The organism is Flexibacter flexilis DSM 6793 (assembly GCF_900112255.1).
In the GTDB taxonomy this organism is placed as follows: Bacteria; Bacteroidota; Bacteroidia; order Cytophagales; family Flexibacteraceae; genus Flexibacter; species Flexibacter flexilis.
The window spans coordinates 195,576-221,706 of the sequence record NZ_FOLE01000004.1; the positions used below are offsets into that span (position 1 = coordinate 195,576).

Sequence of the window (26,131 nt, forward strand, 5' to 3'; positions counted from 1 at the left end):
ACATTTTAACAGAATAAAATTTTTAAATTTTTAATATTTATAAAATTTAAACAAAATTATTTTTTAATAAAAATTACAATTCGGATTTATCAAAAACAACACAGAATAAAATTCCGCCAAACAGGTTTTATTATGTTAAAATATTTTGAAGATTTTCGATGAAAAATTAGGAGCAAATACAGGGAGTATTTAATTTTGTGCATCAAGTTTAAAATCACTAAAACACAAACTCGAATAACATTATGAAAGTCGCAGTAGTTGGTACTGGCTATGTAGGTCTTGTAACAGGCACTTGCTTTGCCGAAACTGGTAACTCCGTTACTTGTGTAGATATTGATGCAGAAAAAGTAAAAAGCCTTCAAAACGGCAAAATCACGATTTATGAGCCAGGTTTGGAAGCCATTTTCAAGCATAACATTGCTCAAAATCGTCTTAAATTCACGACTAATTTGGCGGAAGGCATCAAAGATGCCCAAGTTATTTTCTTGGCTTTGCCAACACCTCCTGGTGAAGATGGCTCGGCTGACCTTAAATATATTTTGAAAGTAGCAGAAGATTTGGGGCCATTGCTCGAAAACTACGCTGTAATCGTAGATAAAAGCACTGTACCTGTGGGTACTGCTGAGTTGGTACGTGAACGCGTTGCACGTGCGGCAACAGTGGATTTTGATGTAGTATCAAACCCTGAATTTTTGCGCGAAGGCGTTGCTGTTGAGGATTTTATGAAACCAGAACGCGTGGTAATCGGTACAAAATCCGACAAAGCCAAAAAAGTAATGGACAAGCTATACGCGCCATTGCTTCGCCAAGGCAACCCAATGATTTATATGGAAGAACGTTCGGCAGAAATGACAAAATATGCTGCTAACGCGTTTTTGGCGACCAAAATCACGTTTATGAACGAAATCGCGAACCTTTGCGAGTTGGCAGGTGCAAACGTGGACGACGTGCGTCGCGGTATCGGTTCGGATAGCCGTATCGGCAAACGTTTCTTGTTTGCGGGTATCGGTTATGGCGGTAGCTGCTTCCCGAAAGACGTACAGGCTTTGGCCAAAACGTCTGCGGATTTCAATTATGATTTCAAAATTTTGGAATCGGTAATGGAAGTAAACTATTTGCAAAAAACCAAACTCATGCCAAACATCAAACAATATTTTGATGGCAATTTGGCGGGCAAAACGGTAGCCGTTTGGGGCTTGGCTTTCAAACCATACACCGACGATATTCGCGAAGCTCCAGCCTTGGAAAACATCAAAGCTCTTACGGAAGCTGGTGCAAAAGTACGTGCTTACGACCCAGAAGCGATGGATAACGTTCGTAAACTATTAGGTAACAGCATTTATTTTGCCAAAGATCTGTATGATGCTTTGGAAGGTGCAGACGCGTTGCTTATCGTAACTGAATGGCCAGAGTTTCGCACGCCAGACTTCGAGCGTATCGAGACTATTTTGAAAAACAAAGTTATCTTTGACGGTCGTAACTTGTTCGAGTTGGAGCAAATGCAAGAGTTGGGCTTTACTTACCATAGCATTGGCCGCCCTGCCGTAACCGTAGCCGCGCAAAACGCCTAAAATATTTTTCAGAAGAAAATAAGGCCGTGAGTAATTACGGCCTATTTTTGTAACCAAAGCAACACTTTTTCTCCTCTTTATGAAAAGAATTTTGATTACGGGAGCGGCTGGCTTTTTGGGTTCTCACCTTTGCGACCGCTTCATCAAAGAAGGTTATTATGTAATTGGCATGGATAACCTCATTACGGGGTCTATCAAAAACATAGAACATTTGTTCAAATTAGAACAATTTGAGTTTTATCACCACGACGTATCGAAGTACATTCACGTACCAGGTCAGGTGGATTATATCTTACATTTTGCTTCGCCAGCCAGCCCCATCGACTACTTAAAAATTCCGATTCAGACATTGAAAGTGAGTTCTTTGGGTACACATAACATATTGGGTTTGGCGCGTGCAAAAAAAGCGCGTGTGTTGGTGGCTTCTACTTCGGAAGTTTACGGCGACCCAACCGTACACCCACAAAATGAAGAATATTGGGGAAATGTAAACCCTGTAGGGCCGCGCGGTTGCTACGACGAAGCCAAACGCTTTATGGAAGCAATGACGATGGCTTATAACAATGTGCACGGACTAGAAACACGTATCATTCGTATTTTCAATACGTATGGCCCACGTATGCGCCTGAATGATGGCCGCGTATTGCCTGCATTCATTGGCCAAGCGTTGAGAGGCGAAGACCTTACCATGTTCGGCGACGGTTCGCAAACGCGTTCTTTCTGCTTCGTGGACGATTTGGTAGAAGGTATTTACCGCCTGCTTTTGAGTGATTACCATTTGCCTGTAAACATCGGCAACCCCGACGAAATCACGATCAAAGAATTTGGCGAGGAAATCATTAAACTGACGGGCACGAACCAAAAATTAGTGGCCAAACCATTGCCAAAAGACGATCCGAAACAACGCCAGCCAGACATTACGAAGGCGCGTGAGATTCTGGGTTGGGAGCCAAAAGTTTCGCGTGCAGAAGGTTTGAAAATCACTTACGATTATTTCAAAAATCTTTCGGCAGACGAACTAAATCATGTAGAACATCGCGCTTTTGATTTTTATCAAAAAGCTTAATGAATTTATTAGAATAACATTCTGCACAAAAACGGGATAACAGCAGCCAAGCTTTTGTCCCGTTTTTTGTTTGTGGATATTTTTCGGTGAAGATGTTTGGATATTTTATTTTGTATTGGCACTTTTGCATAACAAATAACGGAAAAATGTATTTCCGTATTTGCATTTTACCAAATATTATAATACAAATACACCAATTTCAAAATTAACAATTATGCTCACAACACAAGTAAGAACAGATATGAATCTTGACCAATCGCTTGAGGCACTGGTAGAAAAAAAGATGCAACTCAACTCCATGAAATACAATGACGCTAACTACGACAAAGTAGAAGATGAGTTGCACGAGTTGGAAGATGACTTTATTGACGAGTTTGGAGATTTGCTTGAAGAAGCACTCCAAGACGTACACGACGAATTTTGTTCGGATAACGACGTATTGTTGCCGACGGCTTATTTGGCGCAACGCTATACCCGCACCAAAGACGCAAACGGCAAAAACGTTTATGAGGTAGATTTTAAAGACGGCGTACAAGTAGATGTGGACGAATACCCAGGCAAAGACTCTCGCTTGGTGCTTGTTCCCAATCCTACACGCGTAATGCTTACCGTAAACGGCATCAGCAAAGAAGTTGTTTGGCAAGCTGAAACAAAGTAATCAGTCAGGTATTTGATTAAAATATTCAAAGCTCCATTTTCTAATGCAGAAGATGGGGCTTTTTTGTGTCGAAAAAACTTTATCTTTGCGGGGCTTTTAAAAGACTTTTTCAAGCATAAAATACTGATTATCTTCATTTTATACTTATTTTTTCAAACAAAGACAAGGTTTTTACTTTTTATAAATATATCATGCCTCTAAAAAATGATTTGATATTGCGAGCGGCTCGCGGTGAAAAAACAGAGCGTACTCCCGTGTGGTTGATGCGTCAGGCGGGTAGAGTGTTACCCGAATACCGTGCCGTGCGCGAAAAAACGGGTGGTTTCATTGAGATGGTAACCAACCCCGAATTGGCGGCCGAAGTAACCATTCAACCCGTTGATATTCTCGGAGTTGATGCGGCCATTATCTTTTCGGATATTCTCGTAATTCCTGAAGCGATGGGTTTGCCTTACACGATGGAAGAAAAACGCGGCCCTTTGTTTCCGCGTACCGTGCAAACAGCTGCCGACATCGACAATATCCGTATTGCGGAGCCAGAAGCTGACTTGGCCTATGTGCTGGACGCTATTAAACTTGTAAAACGCGACCTCAACGACCGCGTGCCGCTTATCGGCTTTGCGGGTGCTCCTTGGACGATTTTTGCGTATATGGTAGAAGGTAGCGGCTCAAAAACATTTTCTAAAGCAAAAAAAATGCTTTATGCCGAGCCAGAATTGGCGCATAAACTGCTAGACAAAATCACGCAGAGCACCATCGTATATCTGAAAGCCCAAATCGCGGCTGGTGCGGACATGGTACAACTTTTCGACTCGTGGGCGGGAATGCTTGCCCCTGATGTGTACGATACTTTTGCCTTGCGTTATATCGCCCAAATCTGCGATGCGATTACGGAAGTCCCTGTGACGGTGTTTGCAAAAGGTGCATTTTTTGCACGCGAAGGCATGGCCAAACTGTCTTGTAATACCATTGGCCTTGATTGGAACATGGAAATAGCCGAGTCGCGCCGCATTATTGGCCCAGACAAAACACTACAAGGCAACCTTGATCCTTGCGTGCTGTACGCCTCTTTTGACCAAGTGCGCGAGCAAACTCGCCAAATGATGAAAGCCTTTGAAGGCCAGCGACATATCGCCAACTTAGGACACGGTCTTTATCCAGACCTCAGCCCCGACAAAGTGAAATGCTTTATTGATACCGTAAAAGAATATCAACCTTCCAAACAATAAAAAATGCGGCACGTTTTCAGAAAACGTGCCGCATTTTTTATGAAACTAAAATGATATTAGAATCTGAAACGACCACCAATTGATCCATTTAAGTCTATCCATAAGGTAGCAGGTGTTAATTCAACGTAAGGCGTTGCTTCTAAAAATACAGACAAAGGAACTTCGTCAAATGTATATTCCATGCCCAATACTCCCACAGCTCCAAGCGCAATGCGCGTTTCATAATCATCATAATACCAACCGTTATTATAACGCTTGTAGTAGCTACGTGATGCCACTTGAGCACCTAAGCCATAATACCAACCTAGACCCTGTACATCCGAAACGTTCTTCGTCCATTGGTAAGTAAATGTGGCAGAAAGTCCCCCACTTCTATAATAATAATCGTCATGGCGACGAGAGCGAAACGAACGCCCTAACGTCAGATCCCATGCGTTACCACCCGTATAATGTTTTAGTGTTAGGCCAAATGGCTCACCAAACTTCAAGCCCAAGCCCCAAGGCTTGCCATTTCCACTCGAAGAAGAGGAAGACGTACTTTTTTTCTTTGTTGATTTTTTTTGTGCCTGTGCGGCTGTGAGTCCCAGACTTAGAAGCAGAATAAATACTAATACCTTTTTCATAATAATAATTGGTTGAAAGTTGATAAAGAAGCAAATTAAAGACAATATTCTTATAACACTAATTCTTTTTATATTGTTTCATTAAAATATTATTAATTTTTACTTTTATTAATATTTTCCTTACTAATAACCAGAATTTTAAGCTCCCCTCCTATTTTATCAAAAAAAAGCTGCACTAAATATTTAGTACAGCCTATCAAACGACCGTTATTCCCCAAACTGCCCCGTAATGCCTTCCAATTGCTCTATGAGTTGGTTGGTTTGTGCCTGTTGGCGGCGAATCTGTTTCGGACGAAAATAAAACCAGTTGAGCAAAATCCACGCAGCCGTAATGCCATAAGCCAGACTCGCCCCCACCCACGTCATACGCGCAGCGTACTCGTACATATACAAGCCCAAACCCAGCGACAGCAGCACAAAATACACGTTGAGCATCGTGGTTTGCATGAAATTTTGTTGCTTTTTGAAAGCTATCAACTTTTGTAAATATTCGTGGCTGTTGCCCGTTTGGCTTATCTTTTTCAACAAGAAAATACTTTTGTTGGAGGCGACCATAAAAATAGCCATCGCCAAGATAATCAGCACTATACCCACTTTTGTACTGAGCATTTCGGGCTGGAATTTGACCCAAACCCACACAATAAACAGGCTGGTAACCAACAGCCCCAAATTCATGAATAAGATATTGCGCAACTGTTTGTTTTTGAGCTTGCGCACTTGCCCCAATATTTGTTCTACGTCGGGTTGTTGTGTGGTTTTCTTTGCCCACAACTCATTGAAATCAAAGCTATTGCCTTCCATATTCTTTAAATTTTTGTGTGAGTTTTTCTTTCATTCTGTGAATCCGCACTCTTACGTTTGCTTCCGAAATTCCCATGATTTGAGCGATTTCGGCTTGCTTGATGTTTTCCAATTCCATCGAAATAATGAGGCGGTCGGTTTCGGGAAATTCCGAAATACACTGGTACAAAAACTGAATTTGCGGCTCGGTACTTTCGGCGTTTTCTTCGTGTAAATGGCTCGGAAAATCCGTCTTTACGAAGCGGTTTCCTTTTTCGATTTGGCGCAAACAATTGTTAGTAGCGATGCGGTAAATCCATGTGCCGACGCTGGACTCGCCCCTAAATTTGGGCAACTGCTGCCACACCACAATAAACGTTTCCTGCGTCATGTCCTGTGCAAGGGCGTGGTCGTTCACATAACCCATGCACAAGCGGAATATTTTTTGCCAATATTGGGCGTATATCTGCTCAAAAGTCATAAGCTTGGGGGCTTAGCGTAAGTTCAAAAATTGGGTAAGTTGGGCGTTGTACCAAGCCGTATTGTCGTACATAATGAAGTGTAAACCTTTGTCAGCGTAGGCCAATTGTGCGGTTTTGAGGTGCTGATATTGTTGTTCAATGGCCGATTTAATGGGCTGAAAATTTCCTTCCAACAAAACAAGCGTTGGGCATTGCACAAATTGTATTTTTTCGCGCAAATCGGTATTAGAAAAATCGCAGTACATGGCGGCAAAGGTCTTGCGGTCGGATTTGAGCGTCCAGTTCACCACCAAATTTTGTTTGGCCGTATCGCTTACCAGACTGGCCGCCGATATTTTTTGCATTTGGGCAAATTGCGCCTCCGAAACACTAAGCATTTGATTTACAATAGGTGTGCAATCATTATTCGGGTTACTTTTGAACGAAGGATTCATCAAAGCCGCCAAACAAGGCAAGGCATCTACCACGACAATTTTTTCGGGCATTTGCGGATTTTCGGCAGCAATGGCCATCGCTAACGCGCCTCCCATGCTGTGCCCCACAATGATAGGTTTTTGTATTTTTTCGTTTTTGATAAAAGTTGCAATAGCCGTTGCCCAGCCAGCAAAAGTGCTGTTAGGCGCAGGCGGCGCACCCGCAAAACCCGCCATCGTGAGCGTATAGCAAGTGTAATCTTTTCCGAATAACGTTTTGGTTTCGTCCCACACTTGGCCAGCACAACCAAACCCCGGTATAAAAATAACGGCTTTCGCTCCTTTGCCCGTTTTCTGTACCTGAAATGGATACGAAACAGTATTTTTTTGAGCAAAAATAGATTGACCAAAAGTCATTAGCAACATGGCGGCAATTACGATTCTTAGCGTTTTCATACGATTGATTTTTATGTTTTTTGAAGTTTAGAGACACGCCGCGCCAAAATGTTACAGTCCGATTCTATTTTTTTTCAAAAAAGTTTTCAGATAGAAAAATAACTACATTTTGGTTTTCACGAACCACAGCCAAAACACGAAAAGAAAACGGCTTCGGGGTTTCCGAAGCCGTTTTTGAGCACAGACTTTCAATTTAGTACTAAATCCACCATTTTAACAAACTGCTGTTAGCGGCAAGAATTATTGTTATTTTAGTTGTTTTATTTTCTTCCATTTTCGTATTCTGTCTTTTGCGTTTTTAAATGGTGAAGAAGTATTGAGTTGTATCATTTTCCCCAGCGTCCATTTGTCGTACCAAGCCATTTCATATAATTCTCCGTTCGTTTTACTTTCAATTAATTTCAAAATTTCATTTGTCGTTTTTTCAAGTTTTTTGTTAAGCGTTTTGAAATCATCATTTTCATAATCTTTATAAAATTTTTGTGCAAGCAACCCTAGTTCATTCCACTTAAAACCTGTTTCTGGAAAGTCAACTTCAAGTCCTTTGCTTTTCTTGTCATTCCATTTCAAAATCAATTGTCCCCAACCAACAAGATAAGCCACGAGATTGTTGATACTCATTAACGTATTTTTTGAATGTCCTTCAAGTTCGTTTTCTTCCGTTAGTTCAATTGGAATATTGGCAAGTTCTGTTCTCAACTTTTGGTAGTTGTCAACTATTGCTTTTTGTAATTCGTTTTTATCTTTCGGTATTGCCATTTCTATTCAGATTGTCTGTTTGTTAGGGTGTTCACTGTACTTAACACTAACGGTTGGCCGAAAATGGCGACTTCAAAAAACTTCCATTGAATTTAGCACTCAAGCTCCGCCATATTAACAAGGTTTACATTTTTAAAATTGCTTATCAAAAGCCTTTCCGTTAAACGTATATAGGCTTCCGTCGGCCATTCCAAACCATAATTTACCTTTTTTATCCTCGAAGATAGCAAGCGTAAATTCATTGCTAAGGCCGTTTTTCTTTGTGTAATTAATCATATTTACACCATCATATTTCCAAATGCCTGTATCTCTGTCTCCAAACCAAATATTTCCACTTTTATCTTCTGCAATAGCAAAAACATGTTCCAATGTGCCTTGAGGCGATTTATCGCCGTTTCGTTTGCTGTTGGCGGGAATCAAGCCGTGTTTATTTGAAAAATTAATGATTGAATCACCTTCTTTGAGTAATACGCCGATTCCGTTATTTCCAATCCAAAGTCTGCCTTTAGAGTCTTCAAAAATACTTCGTATGTGCAGCGGTTCTATTTTTCTATCATAGCCCAGCGTTTCGTCGTTGATGATGGTAAAATCACGCCCATTATACCCGAAAACACCCGCATACGTGGCAAACCATATCATATTATTTTTGCCTACGGCAATATCCGTTACGGCAAATAAATTATCATTTGGATTAAGGACTTTTTGCGGCGGAAAATCTAAATAATGTAATTGTTGTCCGTCGTATCTATAAACGCCTGATTTATTGCCAGCCTCAAACCATAAGTCTCTGTCGGCTTTCAACCATTGGCTTTTCTTAGCGTCATCGGTTTGAATCTGGAAAACATTTCGAGAATTTTGTTTGCTTGATTTTGTGTGGTTTGTAATGATTGTACCGTCGTAACTGCTCACGCCAGTTTGTGTGTTAAACCAAATAACACCTTCTTTATCTTCCTGAATGGAATGGATTTGGTTATCTGTTATCCCCTCATTAACAGTAATATAAGTAAATGATTGGCCATTATAAACCGCAACGCCCTCTTGAAGACTTCCAAACCAATAATTGCCTTTGCTGTCCTGAAAAATGGCACGTATTCCAGAAGTAAATTTCAAGGTATCGGCTTTTGAAGTGGCTACCAATTCCGCGTTCTTCACTTCCTTTTCGGTTGATTTCTTCTCAACACAAGAACAGTTCAGCGTCAATAGAAGTACTAAGGAAACCAATTTTATTCTCTTGTTCATTTCTGGATTTTATAAATATGGTTCACAATGGAAAAACATTGTCGAAGGGATATATTTGAAACAATAAACCCAACTTTTAGCAATACTTTTTTGTGCGGCTACACACGTTTTGGGGCTAAGGATATGTTTTTATTATTAATATTTAGTCAGCCAAATAAAAACCAAAATAATCCACTGTATTGCAATTAGCATCCAAATCAATTTTCGGCTTGGTTGTGAGATATTTTCTAAACTTTGAATTGTTTTTACCTTTATAATATTAGTGAAACTTTGATTTTCTTGGTTAAAATCTACGTCATCTAATTGTACTTTTTGCAAACCAAAAACAATGATTTTTCTTAACCATTTATTTTCCGCTTTGTCAGTTTTTATGTCTTGAATTAGTTTCAGTTTTTCCAAGGAAAAATCCCCAGCAGTTCTCAATACGTTGGGTTGTTTTGCTTTAAATTTTTCCAAAATCCTGTCTAATAAAGGGTTGATTAAATTTTCTGATTTCTCAGTAATAATTTTGTGAGATAATTTTTGTAAAATATATTTATTCCCGAGTGCAAAAAAAAGAAATGGACTTCCGATACAGACTAAATACCATAAAATAGAACCAACGGGTCTAGCAAAGAAAGTCAGTATTAAAAAAGGAATGGCACTTGTGTGTGCAGAATGCCCCGCATCAATATTTTTTGTGAGAAGAATAAAGCCCATTATGGCAACTACAACTGTTGAAAATGTAGCTAAGATGTTTATTTTCAGAAAGCTGAATAGCGCAACAGATGACAACTTTACTATGTATTTAAGATTTTCTTTCATTTTATTTATGTTATTTCAATTTATTTTCAGCGCGTTTGTTTGGTATATCGCAAAACACCCATATAAACAAACTATCGCGTAAACCGCCATCGCTTATACAGTATTGCTACAATGATCCTAAAAAGATGGCATACTTACAAATATTTTTATGTTTCACATTCAAAATATCACATAAAAATACAAAAATACTTCTACCCAAAATTTTCGGTGCGGATAGCAACATACAATTGACCAAACCCAAACAGCCTGTTTTCAGATAGAATTTTCGCTACCTATTTTAACTTTATTGATATGGTATTGTATTGTTAATAAAAAAAGTACATATTGAAGCTCCACTTATTTTTTACAATACAATAAATTTAAACCATGTCTAAAAAAGTAATCATTCTGGGCGGCGGCGTTGCTGGCCTTAGTGCAGCGCAAGAGTTAGTAGAAAGAGGTTATTCGGTTGAAGTCTATGAAAAACAACCCGAAATACCTGGCGGTAAAGCCCGCAGCGTTCCTGTACCCGACACGGGCAAAGACGGGAACAAAGATTTGCCAGGCGAACACGGATTTCGCTTTTTCCCTGGTTTTTACAAACACATTATCGACACGATGGAGCGTATTCCTGTCGGCAATGCTGGCCACAAAGTATCTGACAATCTGGTCGGTACGCATACGGTCATGATTGCCCGCTTCGACAAAAAACCTATCGTAATGCTCGACGATTTCCCTTCGAGCTTAGAAGAATTAATCACAGAATTTAAAAACCTTATCAACGCCGACACAGGCCTGACCGAAGAAGACATTACTTTTTTCGCCACGCGCATTTGGCAATTGATGACCAGTTGCCACGACCGCCGCTTAGCCGAATACGAAGGGCTTGGCTGGTGGGAATATCTGGAAGCCAGCCTACATTCGGAGGCGTATCGCAGCTTGTTGGTGCTCGGACTTACGCGTTCATTGGTGGCCGCCAAAGCCGAAGAAGCCAGTACGCGCACGGTTGGAGACATTTTCTTACAACTGATTTTCAATATGTTAGACCCGTCTATCGAAACCGACCGCGTACTCAATGGCCCCACCAACGAAGTTTGGATAAATCCTTGGTTGGAGTTTTTGCGTAGCAAAGGCGTAAAATACAATTTCGGTTGCGACACGCTGGAGCTTTTTACGGATGGCGTGAAAATTACGGGTACAAACATCAAAGACAAGGACGGCAATATTATAGAAATACGCGAAGATGCTCATTATATCTGCGCCATGCCCATCGAACGCCTCGCGCCACTCATGCACCCCGATATCTTGTTGCTCGACCAGTCGCTTTATACCGTTCCGATTCTGGCCAATGATGTGGGCTGGATGAACGGCATACAGTTTTATTTATCTGAATATAAGCCAATTAACGAAGGGCACGTTATTTATAGCGATACGCCTTGGGCACTTACGTCTATTTCCCAAAAGCAATTTTGGAAAAATGTGGACTTGAGCAAATACGGCAACGGCAAAGTAAAAGATGTACTTTCGGTGGACGTTTCCGACTGGTTTACAGCAGGCCTGAACGGCAAAAAAGCAGCGGATTGCACCAAAGAAGAAGTAAAAGCCGAAGTATGGGCACAGCTCAAAAAGAGTCTGAACGTGGACGGAAAAACCATACTTTCGGATGATATGCTCGTAGATTGGTATCTGGACAGCGATATTGGCTTTAAGCCTTTTGAGCCAGCCACCAACGAAGAGCCGCTACTGATCAATAAAGTAAATACTTGGACGCTGCGCCCTGAGGCCTACACGCGCATTCCGAACTTGTATTTGGCATCGGATTACGTGCGCACGTACACGGATTTGGCCACGATGGAAGGCGCAAACGAAGCAGCACGCCGCGCCGTCAATGCCATTCTTGACCGCGACGGATACAGTGGCCGTTTGTGCAAAATCTGGAAATTGCATGAGCCTTTTATCCTGTCGCTGTATCGTTGGAAAGACCAACGCCGTTTTAATCAGGGTTTGCCGTGGAACGTAAATATTCCTTGGTTCATCAAAATTTTGATTAAAATCATGAAATTTATTTTGAAACTTTTCAGAAAAAAACGCAAATAATATTATGCCGTAAGGAGGTATTTTGTGAGAAACAAAGTACCTCCTTACATTTTTATGAAGGGTCTGTTATCTTTGCCGCATCCTACAGATTTGTTCATTCCTTCATTTTCCCAACCATGCTTACCGAAGACCAAGTTTTTGAGAAAATCAATTTCAAACAAAATCCGTTGCCCAAAGGCGAATACGAAAACTGTACTTTTGTGGCCTGCGACTTGGAGCAAGCCGACTTGTCGGGCATCGTCCTGACGGATTGCATACTGAAAGACAGCAATTTGAGTAATGTCCGCGTCAACAAATCCACCTCTTTAAAAAATGTGCGTTTCCAAAATTGCAAGGTGTTAGGTTTGCTTTTTAGCGGTTGCAATGAATTTTTGTTTGAGGTTAATTTTGAGAATTGTGTACTGGATTTTTCGGCCTTCGACCGCCTGAAAATGAAAAAAACACGTTTTAAAGGCTGTTCGCTGAAGCAAGTCGATTTTTCGGCGACCGACCTGACCGAAGCCGTTTTCGCGGATTGCGATTTGAGCGGCGCGAAGTTCGAACGTACCATTTTGGAAAAAGCCGACCTACGCACTGCCCGCCAATACACCATAGACCCCGAAGCCAATCGCTTGAAAAAAGCACGTTTTTCGTTAGCCGATGTGGCGGGTTTGCTCACCAAATACAATATCGTAATTGATTGATTTTTAGTTCGTTGATTCGTTAAAGATACCACGCCTACGGCGTTAGGTATGGAAACGTGGCATTTGACTACCAATATTTCAATCCTAACGGATTTATAAAAAAGTAAAACCAAAGCCTTTTGGCTTGTTATCTTTGTAGAAATAATATTTTGCCAAAGGTAAACGCCGTAGGCGTGACATCTTTACTTTAGAAAAAGCTAATATGCTTTAAAAGTAACACTCTTAATAAAAAAACACATGAAAAACTATTATTACCTTTTGGGTATCGCCAACAATGCAAATCCTGAAGAAATAAAGAAAGCCTACAAACAATTGGCACTCAAATTTCACCCCGACAAAAACAATGGGGACAAATTTTTTGAAGAGCGTTTTAAAGACATTCAAGAAGCCCACGAAGTTCTTTCTAATGCGACCCAAAGGGCTGTATGACCGTGCTTTTAATCAATTTTTTAGCCAAAAAAATAGCCGCGCCGCATACGATAGCTACGAGGAGCAAATCCGTAAAGAATACGAAACCATGCTCAAAAAAGAGCAAGAAAAATGTTATAGAAAGGAACAAGAACTAAAAGATAAAGAGATAGAGTTAAATAAAGAGAAACAAAAACAAACAAAATATGAAGCTATATTTAAGAGAGAACAAGAAAAATTGCGAAAAAAAGAGCACGAATTAAAAAATAAAGAGGTTGAATTAAATAGAGAGGAACAGATTCGAACAGAACATGAGGCGATGTTTAAAAAAGAATTAAACAAAAAAGAAACTATCTCTAATCAAAACTATGAAACCAAAACACCAGATTTGAGTAAAGTTATACCAATTGTGTTATTTCTCGCAGGTATATTATTGCTCCTCCCAAAAGTAACGAAACTCAACCTATTCTTAAAGATACGAATATAAATAAATTAGAACGCATAGCGGTCGAAGGAAAATATGGTTATATCGACAAACAAGGTACAGAAGTTATACCACTTATTTATGACTATGCTGAAAATTTTAGTGAGGGATTAGCATGTGTTAATAAAAATGGGAAAGTGGGTTTTATTAACACAGAAGGAAAAGAGGTTATTCCTTTTGTATATGATGATTATGAGTCTGGTTTTAATGGTGGTTTAGTTAAAGTTAAACAAAATGGAAAATGGTTTTACATCAACAAACAAGGCAATTTTGTAAAAAATTATCAATGAAAACAGACTACTTTTTTACAACTAATTGATTTTCTTTTTATTATAAATTTCATTAATGTTAAAACGTTTTATTTTTTTAATGTGGTTTTGTGCTGTGTCGTTGGTGGCGGTGGCGCGTAAACCTGTCGTAGTAGGCGCAAGCCAAACGGAAACTTATTTGCCCGTGTTGGCTGGCAAACGCGTAGGTTGTGTGGTCAATCATTCATCTTTGGTTGCCAATAAACATTTGATAGACACGCTTTTAAGCCAAAAAATCAATATTGTAAAAATATTTGCACCCGAACACGGCTTTAGAGGCCAAGCCAGCGCAGGCGAAAAAATCAAAGATGCCACCGACGAAAAAACGGGTTTGCCTATCGTTTCGCTCTACGGCGATAACAAAATGCCTACGCCCGAACAAATGAAAGATTTGGATATTATTGTCTTTGATATTCAGGACGTTGGCGCAAGATTTTACACCTATATCAGCACGTTGCACTACGTCATGCAGGCCTGCGCCAAACATAATGTACCGCTTCTGGTGCTCGACCGCCCCAACCCCAACGGCCACTACATAGATGGCCCTGTGCTTGATCCCGCGTTTAAATCTTTTGTCGGAATGCACCCCATTCCGATTGTGCATGGGCTTACGTTGGCCGAACTTGCGCAGATGATAAACGGCCAACATTGGTTGCCCGACTCGGCCGTTTGTCCGTTGATTATCGTCAAAAACCAAAACTACAAGCACAGCGACAAATACAGTTTGCCTGTGCGCCCTTCGCCCAACTTGCCCAACGATGCGGCCATTTATTTGTACCCGTCTTTGTGCCTGTTCGAAGGGACGATGGTAAGTGTGGCACGCGGCACGGATTTCCCGTTTCAGGCCATTGGCGCGGCTGGGCAGCCGTTCGGACGCTTTCATTTTACGCCAACTTCGCGCCCCGAAGCCAAAAATCCGCCATTCGACAAGCAAGTTTGTAACGGTGTGGATTTGCGTCGCCGCGCTTCGCACCACAAGTTTACACTCAAATACCTGATTAGTTTTTACCAGAAATGCACCAACAAAGAAAAATTCTTCAACAACTTTTTCAATAAACTGGCAGGCAATAGCAGCCTTCGCGAACAAATCGTTTCGGGCATGAGTGAAGAAAAAATCCGCGAAACATGGCAAAAAGATTTGGAACAATACAAGGCCATGCGCCAGCAATATTTGCTTTACGAAGACTAATCCGAAAAATTTTTCATATTTTTTTTAAAACAAAAAGCCTTCATTTGCAGCGTATTAATATTTTTTGTCCAAAATTTTTAAAAAAATATTTGGGCTGGGTATTGCGCTTTAAAAAAACTTGCCTACTTTTGCACCGTGTTCAGCGAATGACAGCAGACACAAAACCAAAATTGTCCGATGGTGTAACTGGCAACACGTCTGATTTTGGTTCAGAAGAGTCCAGGTTCGAAACCTGGTCGGACAACGAGAAGCCTTAATAATCCGCAAGATTGTTAAGGTTTTTTTGTTTTAAGCTATTGTATTTTCAATCTTAAAGTCCAAACGTAGTTTGGCAACTCAAATGGCAATTATCGGTACAGACATAGCGCAAGCCGTGCGTTTCCTGCAAGCCTCCGACTTGGTGGCCATGCCTACGGAAACGGTTTATGGTTTGGCTGGCAACGCCTTCGACGTGGAGGCTATTACCAAAATTTTTACGGTCAAAAATCGCCCGACTTTCGACCCGCTCATCGTACATACGAGTTCCCCCGACCGCGTAGCCGATTTTGTAACCGAAATTCCGCCAGTGGCAGCGCACCTGATGCGCGTGTTTTGGCCCGGTGCGCTTACGTTTCTTTTACCCAAAAAAAATAACATTCCTGAGCTTGTAACGTCGGGTTCTGACCGCGTGGCCGTGCGCATTCCTGACCACCCAGCCGCGAAAGCATTGTTAGAAGCCTTAGATTTCCCGTTGGCAGCACCCAGTGCCAACCCGTTTGGCTACATCAGTCCCACGACTGCCGCGCACGTAAACGCCCAATTAGGCGATAAAATCCCGTACATTCTGGACGGTGGCGCGTGTCGCGTGGGTGTCGAATCCACGATTATTGGTTTTGATAATGGCGAAGTAGTGGTGTACAGATTGGGCGGCATTAGCGTGGAAGCCATCAGTCAGGAGGTCGGCAACGTGCGCATTATGCCACATTCGTCGTCCAAACCTGATGCGCCCGGTATGTTGCAGAGCCATTACGCCCCGCGTAAACCGTTTTTGTTGGGCAATATCGCAGAGCTGTTGGCTTTGCATAAAAATAAAAAATGCGGCGTGTTGTCGTTCTCGGACGATTACGCCGAAATAGACGTTTCGCGCAAACGCATTCTTTCGCCTGCGGCAGACACGACGCAAGCCGCGCAACATCTGTTCGCAGCCATGCGCGAGTTGGACGGCTCAGATGCCGAAATTATTGTGGCTGAATTGTTGCCCGAACAGGGACTTGGCCGCGCTGTAAACGACCGTTTGCGGCGTGCTGCCGCTCGCCCATAATCGCGTTGGACATTTAGTGTTTTTAGTTACCTTTGTGCGTTTTTTGTATTTTACTAAAAATCTTTTAATCAGAAATACAAGGCTTTGCACTTTTGATAATGCCTTGTAAATCATGGCATTGCTTACTTAAACACCTTCAGAAGTGAATTTTTCTAAAGAATTTAAAGTGGGACTCTTGTCCGTTGTGTCTGGTACGGTGCTGTATTTCGGCGTTGATTTCCTTAAAGGCACAGATTTTATGTCTTCCACCAACCGTTATTTTGCCATTTACGACAACGTGGAAGGCCTGACGGTTTCTAATCCCGTGATGGTCAATGGCTTTTCGGTGGGGCGCGTGGAAAAAATTATGCTTGTTCCTAATCGCACAGACTTGCTTTGCGTGAGTTTGGTTATTGATAAAAATATTCCTTTGACCGATTCTTCGGTGGCAATTTTGGCCGACGGCGATTTGCTTGGCGGCAAACTGATTGAATTGAAAATAGGAAAAGGGAAAAAAGCCATCGCCGACGAAGATACGCTCATTTCGGGCAACTCGGAAAGTATCACCGAGTCGCTGAAAGCCCGCGCGTTGCCTGTGCTGGACCAACTTGACTCCACCGCCGCACAACTCACCGTTGTAATGAAAGGCCTTACCAAAACGACACAGCAAGTAAATGCTACGTTGGCGGATTTTGAGGCTACTTCCAAATCCGTACGCGGCATTATGGACGACAATCGTGGCAGTTTCAAAGGCACAATGCAAAACGTAAATCGTATTTCGGCGGCTTTGATCACGACCCAAAAAGAAGTTAATACGCTCATTACCAAAATGAACCGTTTCGGCGACACGCTTAACGCGATGGAGTTGGGCAAAACGGTGGCCAGTGCGAACAAGTCTATCGAAAACCTCAATGGTTTGTTGGGCGGCATCAAAAGCGGCAAAGGTTCGTTGGGTAAATTGGCTGTAAACGACTCGTTGTACAACAATCTCAAAAACACATCGGCGGATTTGGACAAGCTTTTCATTGACATTAAAGCCAATCCGAAACGCTACGTGCATTTCTCTATTTTTGGTAAGAAAACCAAAGTTACTGTAGAGAAATAACCTCATTTTCAACCAACTACATTTTTATTATGTTCAAAAAAATAATTTCAACGGCTTGCGTTGGCGCACTCATTTTTGGTGCAAGTTGCGGCTCTAAAACCGACGAAAAAACGGCAGACGCTTCAGACAATTTCAGCATCGACGGAACGATTAAAATGCCCCAAAAAGGCCAGTATATCAAACTTCAGGAAGTTGGTCAAGGCACTTTGCTGACGATTGATAGTGCCCAAACTGACGAGAAAGGCGAATTTCATTTGAAAGGAAAAACCAACGAAGACAAGTATTATTTGCTTAATATTTATAACCAGCAAAATATCTTTATGGTGTTGGGTTCAAATGAAAAGGTGAAAATTACAGCAGACGGAACGGTGGGAGAATCACCGTATCAGGTAAGCGGCTCGCCTCAAACCGAAATGCTGGCGCGTTTGCAAAATTTTAAGCAAAATATGAGTGCCAATATGAAGCATTTGCAAGAACTATATGCAGAAGCGGCTCGAGCCAATAAACAAACGACGGTCGATAGCCTGACTGCGGTTTATAATGGGCAACAACAAGCCAATAAAAGATATATTAAACATATTGTAGATTCATTAAATACCTCTTTAGTGGCCTTGTATGCTACAAACTTCCTTTCGTTTAATGACGATTTTGAGTATTTAGATTCTGTAGCGCAACGTTTTCAGACAGGTAAACCAAATTCTAAATATACACAAGAATTTATAGCAAATATAAATGGTCTGAAAGCACAAAAAGCAGAACAAGAAGCCAGCAATGCACAATTTGCGGCAGGAAAAGAAGCTCCTGATTTTGAACTACCGAACCCAAAAGGCAAAAACATTAAACTTTCGTCTTTGCGTGGCCAAGTGGTTCTGGTGGATTTTTGGGCTTCGTGGTGTGGTCCTTGTCGCGCCGAAAATCCGAATGTGGTGGCCATGTACAAAAAATTACACGGCAAAGGCTTTGAGATTTTGGGCGTTTCGCTCGACGAAAAGAAAGACAAATGGTTGGGTGCTATCGAAAAAGACGGGCTTTTGTGGCCGCAGGTTTCAGACCTAAAAGGTTGGCAAAGTTCGGCGGCTCGTTTGTACCAAATCAACGAAATACCAAATACGATGCTGCTGGACAAAAACGGAAAAATTGTAGCCAGAGGCTTAAGAGGCAAAGAGTTAGAAGAAAAAGTAGCTTCGCTTTTAGCTCAATAAAAAATAGAACCCTAACAAAAAACGCCAATACTTATCATGAGTATTGGCGTTTTTATTTTGTATCAAATTGAGTAACAACTTACTGAATACCACCAAGTTTGGCTTTTTTGGCTTCTGATACTTGGCGCACGCGTTTAATTTCTTCTAAAGCAGTGGCTTGATCAACTTTGTTTTGCTTTAGATTATTTTTGAGACGCTCGGCATCAAGCGCATTTTCTTCTAACTCCTTCTGAAGTTTTACTTTTTCTTGGGCATTGCGCTCAATTTGCTTTTGCAGGCTTTCTCCTTGTGCTACTTTTTTCTCATGCGTCCGAACGGCATCGTCCACCACTTCATCAGCTTCTTTGATTTGTTCGTTGAGGTCTTCGCGGTATTGCTGTACGGCAAATTCGTGTAGTGCCTTTTGCGCAGCCTCGTATGCTGGCGTGCCAATGGAGGCCAGTTCCGACCCTAAATCAATGGCATAAAAAATAGTAGTACCGTGCGAGTCGTTGTCCACATGCGAATAAATATTGATAGCACCTGGCGCGATGGCAGGAATGCTGCCGCCTTTTACGGTGTAATTGCCTTTGGACGACTCTACTTTTCCAGCATTTTTTAGGTATTTATGCCAAGCCTTTTCCACTACTTTACGTTCGAGTTCGATGGTGGTAGCCAAGCCTTTACGCTTGAGGCCATCTACTTCAACTTCGGCAGGCAAAACGCTTACTTTTTGACCAAAGGTTAAGGCCGACCACATTACGCAACAACTCGTCAAGATTAGTTTAGGAGAAAACGCCCTTTTCAAAAAAGAATACATAATCATTTGTTTTACAGTTTTTTATATCGAAAAAATATTGCTTCTTTGTTTAGTTTCTTGCTCAAAGGTACGCATTTTGCAGTAGGCAACCCATAATTTTTGTCATAAATTCACCTAAAGAAACAATTGCTTTGCTCCACTTGTTTAGTTATTAGCATCAAAAACACTTAAGGATTATGCAATTCAAAATCACCACCCTAGTTGCCAAACCGCTCGAACAAGTTTTTGACGGTTTTGACGAAAGATTATTCGTGGAAATGAATCCCCCCTTCCCTTTTCCACGCGTGCGTGTGCTGCGGTTTGATGGCTGCCGCCTGCGCGATGAAGTGCATTTACAACTTTGTTTTTTAGGATTTTTTCGCCAAAGTTGGATTAGCATTATTACCCAAAAAGAACTGAATGCCAACGAGATAAACTTTACGGATACGGGTTACACGTTGCCTGTTTTCTTGCGCCAATGGAAGCACCAACACATTTTGCAGCGCACTAACGGCGATAAAACACTCATTACCGACCACGTGAATTTTGAGGCGGCTACATGGCTACCCAATTGGCTGTTGTATCCGATGTTGTACCTCATGTTTTCGTTTCGCAAACCGATTTACAGGCGTTTTTTTAAATAAAAAATACAACTACTTACTATCTTTATTTAATTGCCATTGCCAAATAAAGCCTTCATTGGGGTCGTGGAGCTGAGCCACCATCGTAAAACCGCATTTGCGAAGTACTTTGGTAGAAGGATTTTCTTGGGCAAGCGTATGTGCCAAAATAATAGTTACATTTTGATGACTAAAAGCATTTGTAATCAAGCCTTTGGCCATTTCTGTAGCAAGGCCGCAGTTGCGATAGCTAGGCGCAATTTCATAACCAATTTCAACGACACCGTCGGGGCTTGGCTGGCCTTTGTAGCCACCGCCACCAATGAGTTTTTGGTCGTGAGGATGAACTGCCCAATAAGTCCACCAACCATTTTCTTCGGGGTTTTCGGCGAGTTTGTCGAGGGCATAACGCAACGCGTCCACGCCAAACTCAGACCAATCGTCGAGCACCTGCACCTTAAGTTCGTGGCCTAAATATTGGTTGCCTGCAATGGCCAATTGCAAAGTAGCCGTATTGGCCGCGATGAGTTGCAAACGTTCGGTATTGATCATTGTGCTATTATATTTTCGATTCCAGTCGCTAAAAGTCATTTCAAATTTGACTTCTTTCGAGCCATGTGTACCGACTACCTTCCAACCTGCTTTTTTGTAAAAACCTTCCGCGCGTGTGTTGGGCGAAGTACCTAGCCAGACGGTTTGTTGGGTTTGAGAAAAATACCAATCCAACATCACGTCGTGTAACTGTCGGCCAATGCCTCGCCTATCGAAGTCAGGATGAACAAACAAAGCCCAAATATTATGATCTTGCAGGTCGGCAATGGAAAATCCTACAATCTGGTGGTCTATTGCACAAACCCAACCTTTGCCCCTTTGCGTCAGGAAGTGGACAACATCGGCATCAGTAACCAAATTGGGATTGGATAATGTGTTTTCACGCACAGCGTTGCGTACAACTTGTATTTGGGGAATATCTTGAATGTTAGCTTGGCGGATAATCATGGTTTGTTTTAGATTGTTTAAGCAAATATTCAAATAATAACCGAAATCTATTGGACATTATTAAAATAAAACATAAAAATAATTGCAAAAATCCTGAATATTTAAGAACTTGTAACAGAATGGTTGGCAAAATACTTGCGGAGCAATGACAACTTTGGAGTGATCGACCTAATTATTGCGTTTGCACAAATATTGAGATCAATTTGAGCAAAAATATCTAACAATTTGAAAAACAAAGTATTATGAAAATCACAAACCACAAACTATTATCCGAAAGTGTCTCCGAGATTATTGTCTCCGACAGTACCAATAACGTGGGTGGGGTGATCGACCCACAATTTATTATCATTCATTTTACAGCTGGCCAAAGTGCTGAATCGTCGGTAGAATGGTTTAAAAATCCAAGTGCTAAAGCTTCTGCGCATCTAGTAATTGGGCGCGATGGAAAAATAATACAACTTGTTGATTTTAATAAAATGGCTTGGCATGCAGGCAAAAGCAAGTGGGCAGATTTTAACGGATTTAATAATTTCTCCATCGGAATAGAATTGGATAATCCAGGCAGATTAACCAAAGTGGGAGATCGATATTTGTCTTGGTTCAAAGCAGAATATTCAAAAGACAATGTGGTAGAAATGCCTCACAAGCACGAAAAAGGCAATTCTTATTGGTACGAATATACAAAAGAGCAAATAGATGCGTGCATGAAAGTATGCAAATTAATTATGGAAAAATATCATATACAAGATATTCTAGGGCACGACGATATTGCTCCATACAGAAAGGACGATCCAGGTCCATTGTTTCCAATGGAAAGTTTTAGAAGCAAATTATTGGGCAGAGAAGACAACACTGCGGACATTTATGAGGTGATAGCAGACGCTGTCAATATCAGAAAAGGCCCAAGTACTAAATTTGGCTCCTACGGGCAACTAAACCAGGCAACAAAAGTAGAATTTATAAAAAGTAGTATGGGATGGTTTTTGGTTTATGTCCTTGATAAACCCCAACAAAATGACGATACACTTTATGGTTGGATCAATGGCTCTCTCCTAAAAAAGTTATAGCCAACACCACCACACACGCATACAAAATAGGTCGAAGTTCTCGTATAACTTTGGCCTATTATTGCTTATAATCAAAAAAATAACTAAAATTTTGATTTATCGTTTCAATTCTTTGTCTATGCGTTTCTGTAATTTTACGATTTTTTCTTTTACTTCTGTGTAACCACTGAGCATAAATTTTCGGTTGGCATTCATCATCCACAAATTAGTTATCAGTATTTTTTTATCGCTTTCAGACAATTTGAGAGGCTTGTTAATGCCAGTAATTTTTCCATTTTCGTCTAATGTAAAATTCGGCGCAAGTACCTGATTAAAATCGTGGTAATAATTTTTAAAAAACGCTAATTCCGAATAACTTTCCTCAAGTTTTCGAAGTGAATTATAATCATTTTCGTACAACGATAATATTTCAGCGCGTAACGAATCATTCTTTATAATTTCTAAACCTTTCGACTTTAAGGTTTCATATCCTGATATATTCTGCACAGAAATAAATCCCCTGAACAATACAAAGTAATTGAGTACCAACGAATCATTACTGGTTTTTTTATTGAGAATCAGCCGTCCAAAATAGCTGGTTGCTTGCTGCCCCATCCTATGTCCCTGCATATTGACATCAATATCTTTTATATCCTGATTGAGTCCGTTATGAATTTCGGACAAAATCTTAATTTCTGTAAAGTCGTCTTTTCGATTTTCGTTCCAACTTTCCAAAGCGAAGGCCGCAAATACGCCAATAAAGATGGCCAGAAATTCAAAGCCGTATTTTTGTATTGCTTCGCTGATCGATATTTTCATGTTGATGAAGTAATAAATATGCTAATGGACGAATACTTTCTTCAAAAGTAAGAACACCGCCGATCAATTGCAATTTTTGAGCCCGTTTTAGTGCCGAAAGCTACCTAAAAAATGGGCTTCGCGCACAAAATAACAGAAGCTATGCTATGAATATCTATATTTTCTGCAACCGTTATCCTGTTTTATTTCGTTATTTCAACCATAATGTTTTTCGTATTTATAAAGGTTAAAAACGGTCTTTTGATTTTATATTTGGATATATAATGACACCGTCAATCATCTCATTTTTGAATCGTAGGCATTTTTCAATCAATTATAAATATATAATTCAAAAAATTTGCACATACCAACCCAAAAAGGAAGTATTTTATTTTCCGTTGAAATATTTACATTCATATAAAACAGTCAAGTTAATGATTTTAACAATAATCTGTGTCATAATGCAATTTAGCCGCGTCGTAAAATTATATTTTATCAATGAATTACGGCATCTATTAAATAATTTTTCATTATTTTTTCTACTTGCTTGTGTCCGTAAGGCGTATTATAGGCCGTTGAAGTAATTACAATTACAATAGGGAAATCCTTGAAAATAAAAATTTTGTTTCCGCCATTTCCACTTGAATAATAAACCTCATAATTTGTACCATTCACGTGGTAAATTTTATTCCAAAACAGATAACCGTAATACTCTTCTTCCGAAAGTTTTATTTGGTGCGAAAAAGTCTTATAAACCCATTCTTTTGGTAGAATTTGTTTGCCATTCCAAACGCCTTTATTCTGATACAGTTGCCCATATTTTGCATAATCCAACGAACGTAATTGAAGGCCACCCGCTGTATTGGCAACTTTTTGAGGTGTGAACTGCCACTTATATTTCGTTATTCCCAGCGGTCTAAATAATTTTTCTTTTGAATATTTTTCCAAGCCATTTGGAACAGATTGATGTATAACATCGCCAAGCACTACAACCCCCGCCGTAAAATAATCCCATCGTTTATTGGTTACTTTTGACTGGTCTATCGGCAGATTTAAAGCAAATTGCACCCAATTTTTAGTAGGATACATATTTTCTTCGTTCCCCTGCGACTCAGCATCCATATCAGAACCATCAAAAGCCGCGCTCATTGTCAGTAAATCTTTGAGCGTAACACTATCTTTGGTAGCCGAATAATTTTGAAAAGTAGTAAGTTTATAAAACTGATTTAAAGTTTGATTTTCGCTTTTGATAAAATTATCGTTAATGGCAATTCCTAAGAGTGTAGAAGCAAATGATTTGCCAACAGACCGTGTATCATGTAGTGTTTTTCTGCTTGCGCCATTAAAATATTCTTCAAGTAAAAGTTCGCCTTCTTTTAGCACAATAATACTCGTAATTCTTTTGAAATTTTGCGTAGCAATTTTCCGATTAAGTGCTTCAATTTTTGCTGTATCAATTTTACTTTTTGAAATATTAAAATCCTTAAGTGGTTTTATTTTTTGGACTTTAATTAATTTCTCGTCTATTTTTATTGCGGGAACTGTTATTTTTATTTGACCTTCGGCAATTACGTTGCCTGTAATTACTTCCGTTAGTTTTAAATACGGCCTAATTTCAATTTTAAGCAAATGCTCGCCTTCCGAAAGAGCATCACTGCCACCATTTCCATAAAATCTATTCCACAAAAATCTACCCCAAGAATCTTCGTTCGTGGAACTAATAAGCGGCACTCTGAAGAAAGTTTTTTGGGTTTTACTATCTGTACTTCCCGCACCTACATTCAAATTTTCAACGTAAATTTTCTGGTTATCAACCCAAAAAGTAAATTGATAATTTCCATTTTTAATTAGCTCGTCTGCCGTCAATGAAGGTGCAAGTAAATGCAGATAATTAGTCAAAGAATTGCCTAAAAAAGCCCTGATATTGAAGTCTGATTTTTCATTAAATTCGACATTCGTCAGGAAATCTGCTTGTGTAAACAGCTCAATAGGCACGACTTTGCGCATAAACGCAATTTTACCAATGTTCGCTTGATGAATCGGATACGTGACACCATCACTTTTTACAAGGTCTGAAGGCTGGCCAAACACCGTTGCTGACACACACAAGAGTACTAATATTATGATATGATATTTTTTCATTTCTTTACTGATTTATATTATTCTGCAAAATAATAAAGATAAAAACAAGCAAAATAGAATGAAATTAACATCACGAAAATTATTTAAAAAGTGCTTTTCTGAAATTATTTGGACTTATACCACTTACAGATTTGAAGCAACGATTAAAGTGGCTTTGATCAGAAAATCCGCATTCGTAGGCTATTTCAGTTAATGAAAGTTGGTTATTGGATAATAGCGTATAAGACTTCTCAATTTTTAATTTTCTTAAATAATCACTCAAATTACAATTAAAATATTTCGAGAAATCTCTTGAAAGATGAACGGGATGAATATCCAATGTTTTGGATAGATAATCAAGCGTTAGTTTATCCGAAAATTCATAAAATAAAATTTCTTTAATTCGACTAACCCAAAGTGGATTTTTATCCAAATCCGTATTGGAATGACGAAACATTTCGGCCAGTGCTTGTAGTATCAACGTTTCGATTGCCAATGCCGTTGTTGCATCTTTTATTTTCGATTCCTTAAATATTTTGTATAGAAAAAATTTAACATCAATATTCGTAATTTTTATACTTCCTCGTAGTTTTTCAATGTTAAAATCCAGCTCCTCAAACCAATTATTTTTTAATTCCACATGAAAACCACGCGTGTAACCCGCTGGCTTAATGTTGTAATGTGGTTCTTGCCAATGATGAAACAAAAGGCTTCCAGCCGAACAATTATAAATCTCTTTTTTATTTCCTTCAATGACATTTCCTTGCAAAATAAACGTAAAATACGCGTTTTCGTGGTAGTGCCAATCTACAAAATCAAGCGTATATTCTGTGTCGGTCAAGGTAATATCTTTCAAATGAAGTGTTTGGTTGGTTTGTCCGTAAAACTCTCCTGTATATAACTGATTCATAGTATTTTATTTAAAAATTCACATTCTTGCGCAAAGCAGCCGCCA

At 40.0% G+C, this 26,131-nt stretch carries 27 protein-coding genes and 1 tRNA gene; 16 read left to right on the top strand and 12 right to left on the bottom strand.

The window, feature by feature from the left end; translation table 11 throughout:
• The first annotated feature begins 242 nt into the window (after positions 1-242).
• The 4 genes from BM090_RS08535 (at position 243) to hemE (ending at position 4,524) form a co-directional block, all read left to right on the top strand.
• Positions 243-1,571, top strand: coding sequence for a UDP-glucose dehydrogenase family protein (locus BM090_RS08535; protein WP_091510865.1), 1,329 nt, complete (start codon positions 243-245; stop codon positions 1,569-1,571).
• A 79-nt stretch (positions 1,572-1,650) separates the two neighbouring features.
• The gene (locus BM090_RS08540; RefSeq protein ID WP_091510867.1) at positions 1,651-2,637 is read left to right on the top strand and encodes a UDP-glucuronic acid decarboxylase family protein; all 987 of its coding nucleotides are present in this window, start codon (positions 1,651-1,653) and stop codon (positions 2,635-2,637) included.
• Between the two features lie 241 nt (positions 2,638-2,878).
• On the top strand, positions 2,879-3,295 hold the full coding sequence (locus BM090_RS08545; protein WP_245756703.1) for a hypothetical protein: 417 nt from the start codon (positions 2,879-2,881) through the stop codon (positions 3,293-3,295).
• 191 nt (positions 3,296-3,486) lie between these two features.
• Positions 3,487-4,524, top strand: a complete 1,038-nt coding sequence (gene hemE, locus BM090_RS08550) for a uroporphyrinogen decarboxylase (RefSeq protein ID WP_091510870.1) — start codon at positions 3,487-3,489, stop codon at positions 4,522-4,524.
• 56 nt (positions 4,525-4,580) lie between these two features.
• Here the strand turns inward: hemE and BM090_RS08555 are convergent, their stop codons facing one another.
• The 7 genes from BM090_RS08555 to BM090_RS08585 all read right to left on the bottom strand — a co-directional run bounded on the left by BM090_RS08555 (position 4,581) and on the right by BM090_RS08585 (position 10,080).
• The gene (locus tag BM090_RS08555; protein ID WP_091510873.1) at positions 4,581-5,147 is read right to left on the bottom strand and encodes a hypothetical protein; all 567 of its coding nucleotides are present in this window, start codon (positions 5,145-5,147) and stop codon (positions 4,581-4,583) included.
• Positions 5,148-5,354: 207 nt separating this feature from the next.
• The gene (locus BM090_RS08560; RefSeq protein ID WP_091510877.1) at positions 5,355-5,948 is read right to left on the bottom strand and encodes a hypothetical protein; all 594 of its coding nucleotides are present in this window, start codon (positions 5,946-5,948) and stop codon (positions 5,355-5,357) included.
• Positions 5,935-6,408, bottom strand: coding sequence for an RNA polymerase sigma factor (locus BM090_RS08565; RefSeq protein ID WP_091510880.1), 474 nt, complete (start codon positions 6,406-6,408; stop codon positions 5,935-5,937). Before BM090_RS08565 ends, BM090_RS08560 begins: the two co-directional genes overlap by 14 nt.
• 12 nt (positions 6,409-6,420) lie before the next feature.
• Complete coding sequence (locus BM090_RS08570) at positions 6,421-7,278, bottom strand: alpha/beta fold hydrolase (protein ID WP_091510882.1); 858 nt, start codon at positions 7,276-7,278, stop codon at positions 6,421-6,423.
• A gap of 246 nt (positions 7,279-7,524) precedes the next feature.
• Positions 7,525-8,037, bottom strand: coding sequence for a ClbS/DfsB family four-helix bundle protein (locus BM090_RS08575; protein WP_091510885.1), 513 nt, complete (start codon positions 8,035-8,037; stop codon positions 7,525-7,527).
• A gap of 132 nt (positions 8,038-8,169) precedes the next feature.
• On the bottom strand, positions 8,170-9,276 hold the full coding sequence (locus BM090_RS08580) for a ligand-binding sensor domain-containing protein (protein WP_091510888.1): 1,107 nt from the start codon (positions 9,274-9,276) through the stop codon (positions 8,170-8,172).
• 135 nt (positions 9,277-9,411) lie between these two features.
• Entirely contained in the window at positions 9,412-10,080 is a 669-nt protein-coding gene (locus tag BM090_RS08585; protein WP_143083922.1) for a hypothetical protein, read from the bottom strand.
• Between the two features lie 366 nt (positions 10,081-10,446).
• Here BM090_RS08585 and BM090_RS08595 point away from each other — a divergent pair, with 366 nt between their 5' ends.
• The 10 genes from BM090_RS08595 (at position 10,447) to BM090_RS08635 (ending at position 18,814) form a co-directional block, all read left to right on the top strand.
• Positions 10,447-12,156, top strand: a complete 1,710-nt coding sequence (locus tag BM090_RS08595) for a hydroxysqualene dehydroxylase (protein WP_091510900.1) — start codon at positions 10,447-10,449, stop codon at positions 12,154-12,156.
• A 116-nt stretch (positions 12,157-12,272) separates the two neighbouring features.
• Positions 12,273-12,839 (top strand): pentapeptide repeat-containing protein, encoded by a 567-nt coding sequence (locus BM090_RS08600; RefSeq protein ID WP_091510903.1) that lies wholly within the window; start codon positions 12,273-12,275, stop codon positions 12,837-12,839.
• A gap of 237 nt (positions 12,840-13,076) precedes the next feature.
• Positions 13,077-13,268: a DnaJ domain-containing protein gene (locus tag BM090_RS18665; RefSeq protein WP_221405362.1), complete on the top strand. Its 192-nt coding sequence runs from the start codon at positions 13,077-13,079 to the stop codon at positions 13,266-13,268.
• On the top strand, positions 13,246-13,734 hold the full coding sequence (locus BM090_RS08605) for a hypothetical protein (protein WP_221405363.1): 489 nt from the start codon (positions 13,246-13,248) through the stop codon (positions 13,732-13,734). Before BM090_RS18665 ends, BM090_RS08605 begins: the two co-directional genes overlap by 23 nt.
• A gap of 41 nt (positions 13,735-13,775) precedes the next feature.
• Positions 13,776-14,021, top strand: coding sequence for a WG repeat-containing protein (locus tag BM090_RS18910; RefSeq protein WP_394333474.1), 246 nt, complete (start codon positions 13,776-13,778; stop codon positions 14,019-14,021).
• Between the two features lie 79 nt (positions 14,022-14,100).
• Entirely contained in the window at positions 14,101-15,228 is a 1,128-nt protein-coding gene (locus BM090_RS08615; protein WP_245756704.1) for an exo-beta-N-acetylmuramidase NamZ family protein, read from the top strand.
• Between the two features lie 171 nt (positions 15,229-15,399).
• Positions 15,400-15,472, top strand: a tRNA-Gln gene (locus BM090_RS08620).
• A 96-nt stretch (positions 15,473-15,568) separates the two neighbouring features.
• Positions 15,569-16,528 carry an L-threonylcarbamoyladenylate synthase gene (locus tag BM090_RS08625; RefSeq protein ID WP_091510912.1) on the top strand — a complete coding sequence of 320 codons (960 nt, stop codon included), beginning with the start codon at positions 15,569-15,571 and terminating at the stop codon, positions 16,526-16,528.
• 142 nt (positions 16,529-16,670) lie between these two features.
• The gene (locus BM090_RS08630) at positions 16,671-17,612 is read left to right on the top strand and encodes an MlaD family protein (protein ID WP_091510914.1); all 942 of its coding nucleotides are present in this window, start codon (positions 16,671-16,673) and stop codon (positions 17,610-17,612) included.
• Positions 17,613-17,641: 29 nt separating this feature from the next.
• A complete protein-coding gene (locus tag BM090_RS08635; RefSeq protein ID WP_091510917.1) occupies positions 17,642-18,814 on the top strand; it encodes a TlpA disulfide reductase family protein in 1,173 nt (390 codons plus the stop codon).
• A 79-nt stretch (positions 18,815-18,893) separates the two neighbouring features.
• Here BM090_RS08635 and BM090_RS08640 read toward each other — a convergent pair whose 3' ends face one another.
• A complete protein-coding gene (locus BM090_RS08640; RefSeq protein ID WP_091510920.1) occupies positions 18,894-19,619 on the bottom strand; it encodes a hypothetical protein in 726 nt (241 codons plus the stop codon).
• Positions 19,620-19,789: 170 nt separating this feature from the next.
• Here BM090_RS08640 and BM090_RS08645 point away from each other — a divergent pair, with 170 nt between their 5' ends.
• A complete protein-coding gene (locus BM090_RS08645; RefSeq protein ID WP_091510923.1) occupies positions 19,790-20,236 on the top strand; it encodes a hypothetical protein in 447 nt (148 codons plus the stop codon).
• Between the two features lie 9 nt (positions 20,237-20,245).
• Here BM090_RS08645 and BM090_RS18680 read toward each other — a convergent pair whose 3' ends face one another.
• On the bottom strand, positions 20,246-21,211 hold the full coding sequence (locus BM090_RS18680; protein WP_221405365.1) for a GNAT family N-acetyltransferase: 966 nt from the start codon (positions 21,209-21,211) through the stop codon (positions 20,246-20,248).
• A 242-nt stretch (positions 21,212-21,453) separates the two neighbouring features.
• Here BM090_RS18680 and BM090_RS08660 point away from each other — a divergent pair, with 242 nt between their 5' ends.
• The gene (locus BM090_RS08660; protein ID WP_091510926.1) at positions 21,454-22,278 is read left to right on the top strand and encodes an N-acetylmuramoyl-L-alanine amidase; all 825 of its coding nucleotides are present in this window, start codon (positions 21,454-21,456) and stop codon (positions 22,276-22,278) included.
• Between the two features lie 96 nt (positions 22,279-22,374).
• Here the strand turns inward: BM090_RS08660 and BM090_RS08665 are convergent, their stop codons facing one another.
• The 3 genes from BM090_RS08665 to BM090_RS08675 form a co-directional block, all read right to left on the bottom strand.
• Entirely contained in the window at positions 22,375-23,076 is a 702-nt protein-coding gene (locus BM090_RS08665; RefSeq protein ID WP_091510929.1) for a hypothetical protein, read from the bottom strand.
• Between the two features lie 474 nt (positions 23,077-23,550).
• Positions 23,551-25,197 (bottom strand): serine hydrolase domain-containing protein, encoded by a 1,647-nt coding sequence (locus tag BM090_RS08670; protein WP_091510933.1) that lies wholly within the window; start codon positions 25,195-25,197, stop codon positions 23,551-23,553.
• Positions 25,198-25,276: 79 nt separating this feature from the next.
• Entirely contained in the window at positions 25,277-26,086 is an 810-nt protein-coding gene (locus BM090_RS08675) for a helix-turn-helix domain-containing protein (protein WP_091510937.1), read from the bottom strand.
• Between the last annotated feature and the right edge of the window lie 45 nt (positions 26,087-26,131).

What these genes read in the sequence shown, in the direction of transcription:
- BM090_RS08535 (WP_091510865.1), top strand. Translation starts at nt 243, where the DNA reads ATGAAAGTCGCAGTAGTTGGTACTGGCTATGTAGGTCTTGTAACAGGC.
- BM090_RS08540 (WP_091510867.1), top strand. Translation starts at nt 1,651, where the DNA reads ATGAAAAGAATTTTGATTACGGGAGCGGCTGGCTTTTTGGGTTCTCAC.
- BM090_RS08545 (WP_245756703.1), top strand. Translation starts at nt 2,879, where the DNA reads ATGAATCTTGACCAATCGCTTGAGGCACTGGTAGAAAAAAAGATGCAA.
- hemE (WP_091510870.1), top strand. Translation starts at nt 3,487, where the DNA reads ATGCCTCTAAAAAATGATTTGATATTGCGAGCGGCTCGCGGTGAAAAA.
- BM090_RS08555 (WP_091510873.1), bottom strand. Translation starts at nt 5,147, where the DNA reads ATGAAAAAGGTATTAGTATTTATTCTGCTTCTAAGTCTGGGACTCACA.
- BM090_RS08560 (WP_091510877.1), bottom strand. Translation starts at nt 5,948, where the DNA reads ATGGAAGGCAATAGCTTTGATTTCAATGAGTTGTGGGCAAAGAAAACC.
- BM090_RS08565 (WP_091510880.1), bottom strand. Translation starts at nt 6,408, where the DNA reads ATGACTTTTGAGCAGATATACGCCCAATATTGGCAAAAAATATTCCGC.
- BM090_RS08570 (WP_091510882.1), bottom strand. Translation starts at nt 7,278, where the DNA reads ATGAAAACGCTAAGAATCGTAATTGCCGCCATGTTGCTAATGACTTTT.
- BM090_RS08575 (WP_091510885.1), bottom strand. Translation starts at nt 8,037, where the DNA reads ATGGCAATACCGAAAGATAAAAACGAATTACAAAAAGCAATAGTTGAC.
- BM090_RS08580 (WP_091510888.1), bottom strand. Translation starts at nt 9,276, where the DNA reads ATGAACAAGAGAATAAAATTGGTTTCCTTAGTACTTCTATTGACGCTG.
- BM090_RS08585 (WP_143083922.1), bottom strand. Translation starts at nt 10,080, where the DNA reads ATGAAAGAAAATCTTAAATACATAGTAAAGTTGTCATCTGTTGCGCTA.
- BM090_RS08595 (WP_091510900.1), top strand. Translation starts at nt 10,447, where the DNA reads ATGTCTAAAAAAGTAATCATTCTGGGCGGCGGCGTTGCTGGCCTTAGT.
- BM090_RS08600 (WP_091510903.1), top strand. Translation starts at nt 12,273, where the DNA reads ATGCTTACCGAAGACCAAGTTTTTGAGAAAATCAATTTCAAACAAAAT.
- BM090_RS18665 (WP_221405362.1), top strand. Translation starts at nt 13,077, where the DNA reads ATGAAAAACTATTATTACCTTTTGGGTATCGCCAACAATGCAAATCCT.
- BM090_RS08605 (WP_221405363.1), top strand. Translation starts at nt 13,246, where the DNA reads ATGCGACCCAAAGGGCTGTATGACCGTGCTTTTAATCAATTTTTTAGC.
- BM090_RS08615 (WP_245756704.1), top strand. Translation starts at nt 14,101, where the DNA reads ATGTGGTTTTGTGCTGTGTCGTTGGTGGCGGTGGCGCGTAAACCTGTC.
- BM090_RS08625 (WP_091510912.1), top strand. Translation starts at nt 15,569, where the DNA reads ATGGCAATTATCGGTACAGACATAGCGCAAGCCGTGCGTTTCCTGCAA.
- BM090_RS08635 (WP_091510917.1), top strand. Translation starts at nt 17,642, where the DNA reads ATGTTCAAAAAAATAATTTCAACGGCTTGCGTTGGCGCACTCATTTTT.
- BM090_RS08640 (WP_091510920.1), bottom strand. Translation starts at nt 19,619, where the DNA reads ATGATTATGTATTCTTTTTTGAAAAGGGCGTTTTCTCCTAAACTAATC.
- BM090_RS08645 (WP_091510923.1), top strand. Translation starts at nt 19,790, where the DNA reads ATGCAATTCAAAATCACCACCCTAGTTGCCAAACCGCTCGAACAAGTT.
- BM090_RS18680 (WP_221405365.1), bottom strand. Translation starts at nt 21,211, where the DNA reads ATGATTATCCGCCAAGCTAACATTCAAGATATTCCCCAAATACAAGTT.
- BM090_RS08660 (WP_091510926.1), top strand. Translation starts at nt 21,454, where the DNA reads ATGAAAATCACAAACCACAAACTATTATCCGAAAGTGTCTCCGAGATT.
- BM090_RS08665 (WP_091510929.1), bottom strand. Translation starts at nt 23,076, where the DNA reads ATGAAAATATCGATCAGCGAAGCAATACAAAAATACGGCTTTGAATTT.
- BM090_RS08670 (WP_091510933.1), bottom strand. Translation starts at nt 25,197, where the DNA reads ATGAAAAAATATCATATCATAATATTAGTACTCTTGTGTGTGTCAGCA.
- BM090_RS08675 (WP_091510937.1), bottom strand. Translation starts at nt 26,086, where the DNA reads ATGAATCAGTTATATACAGGAGAGTTTTACGGACAAACCAACCAAACA.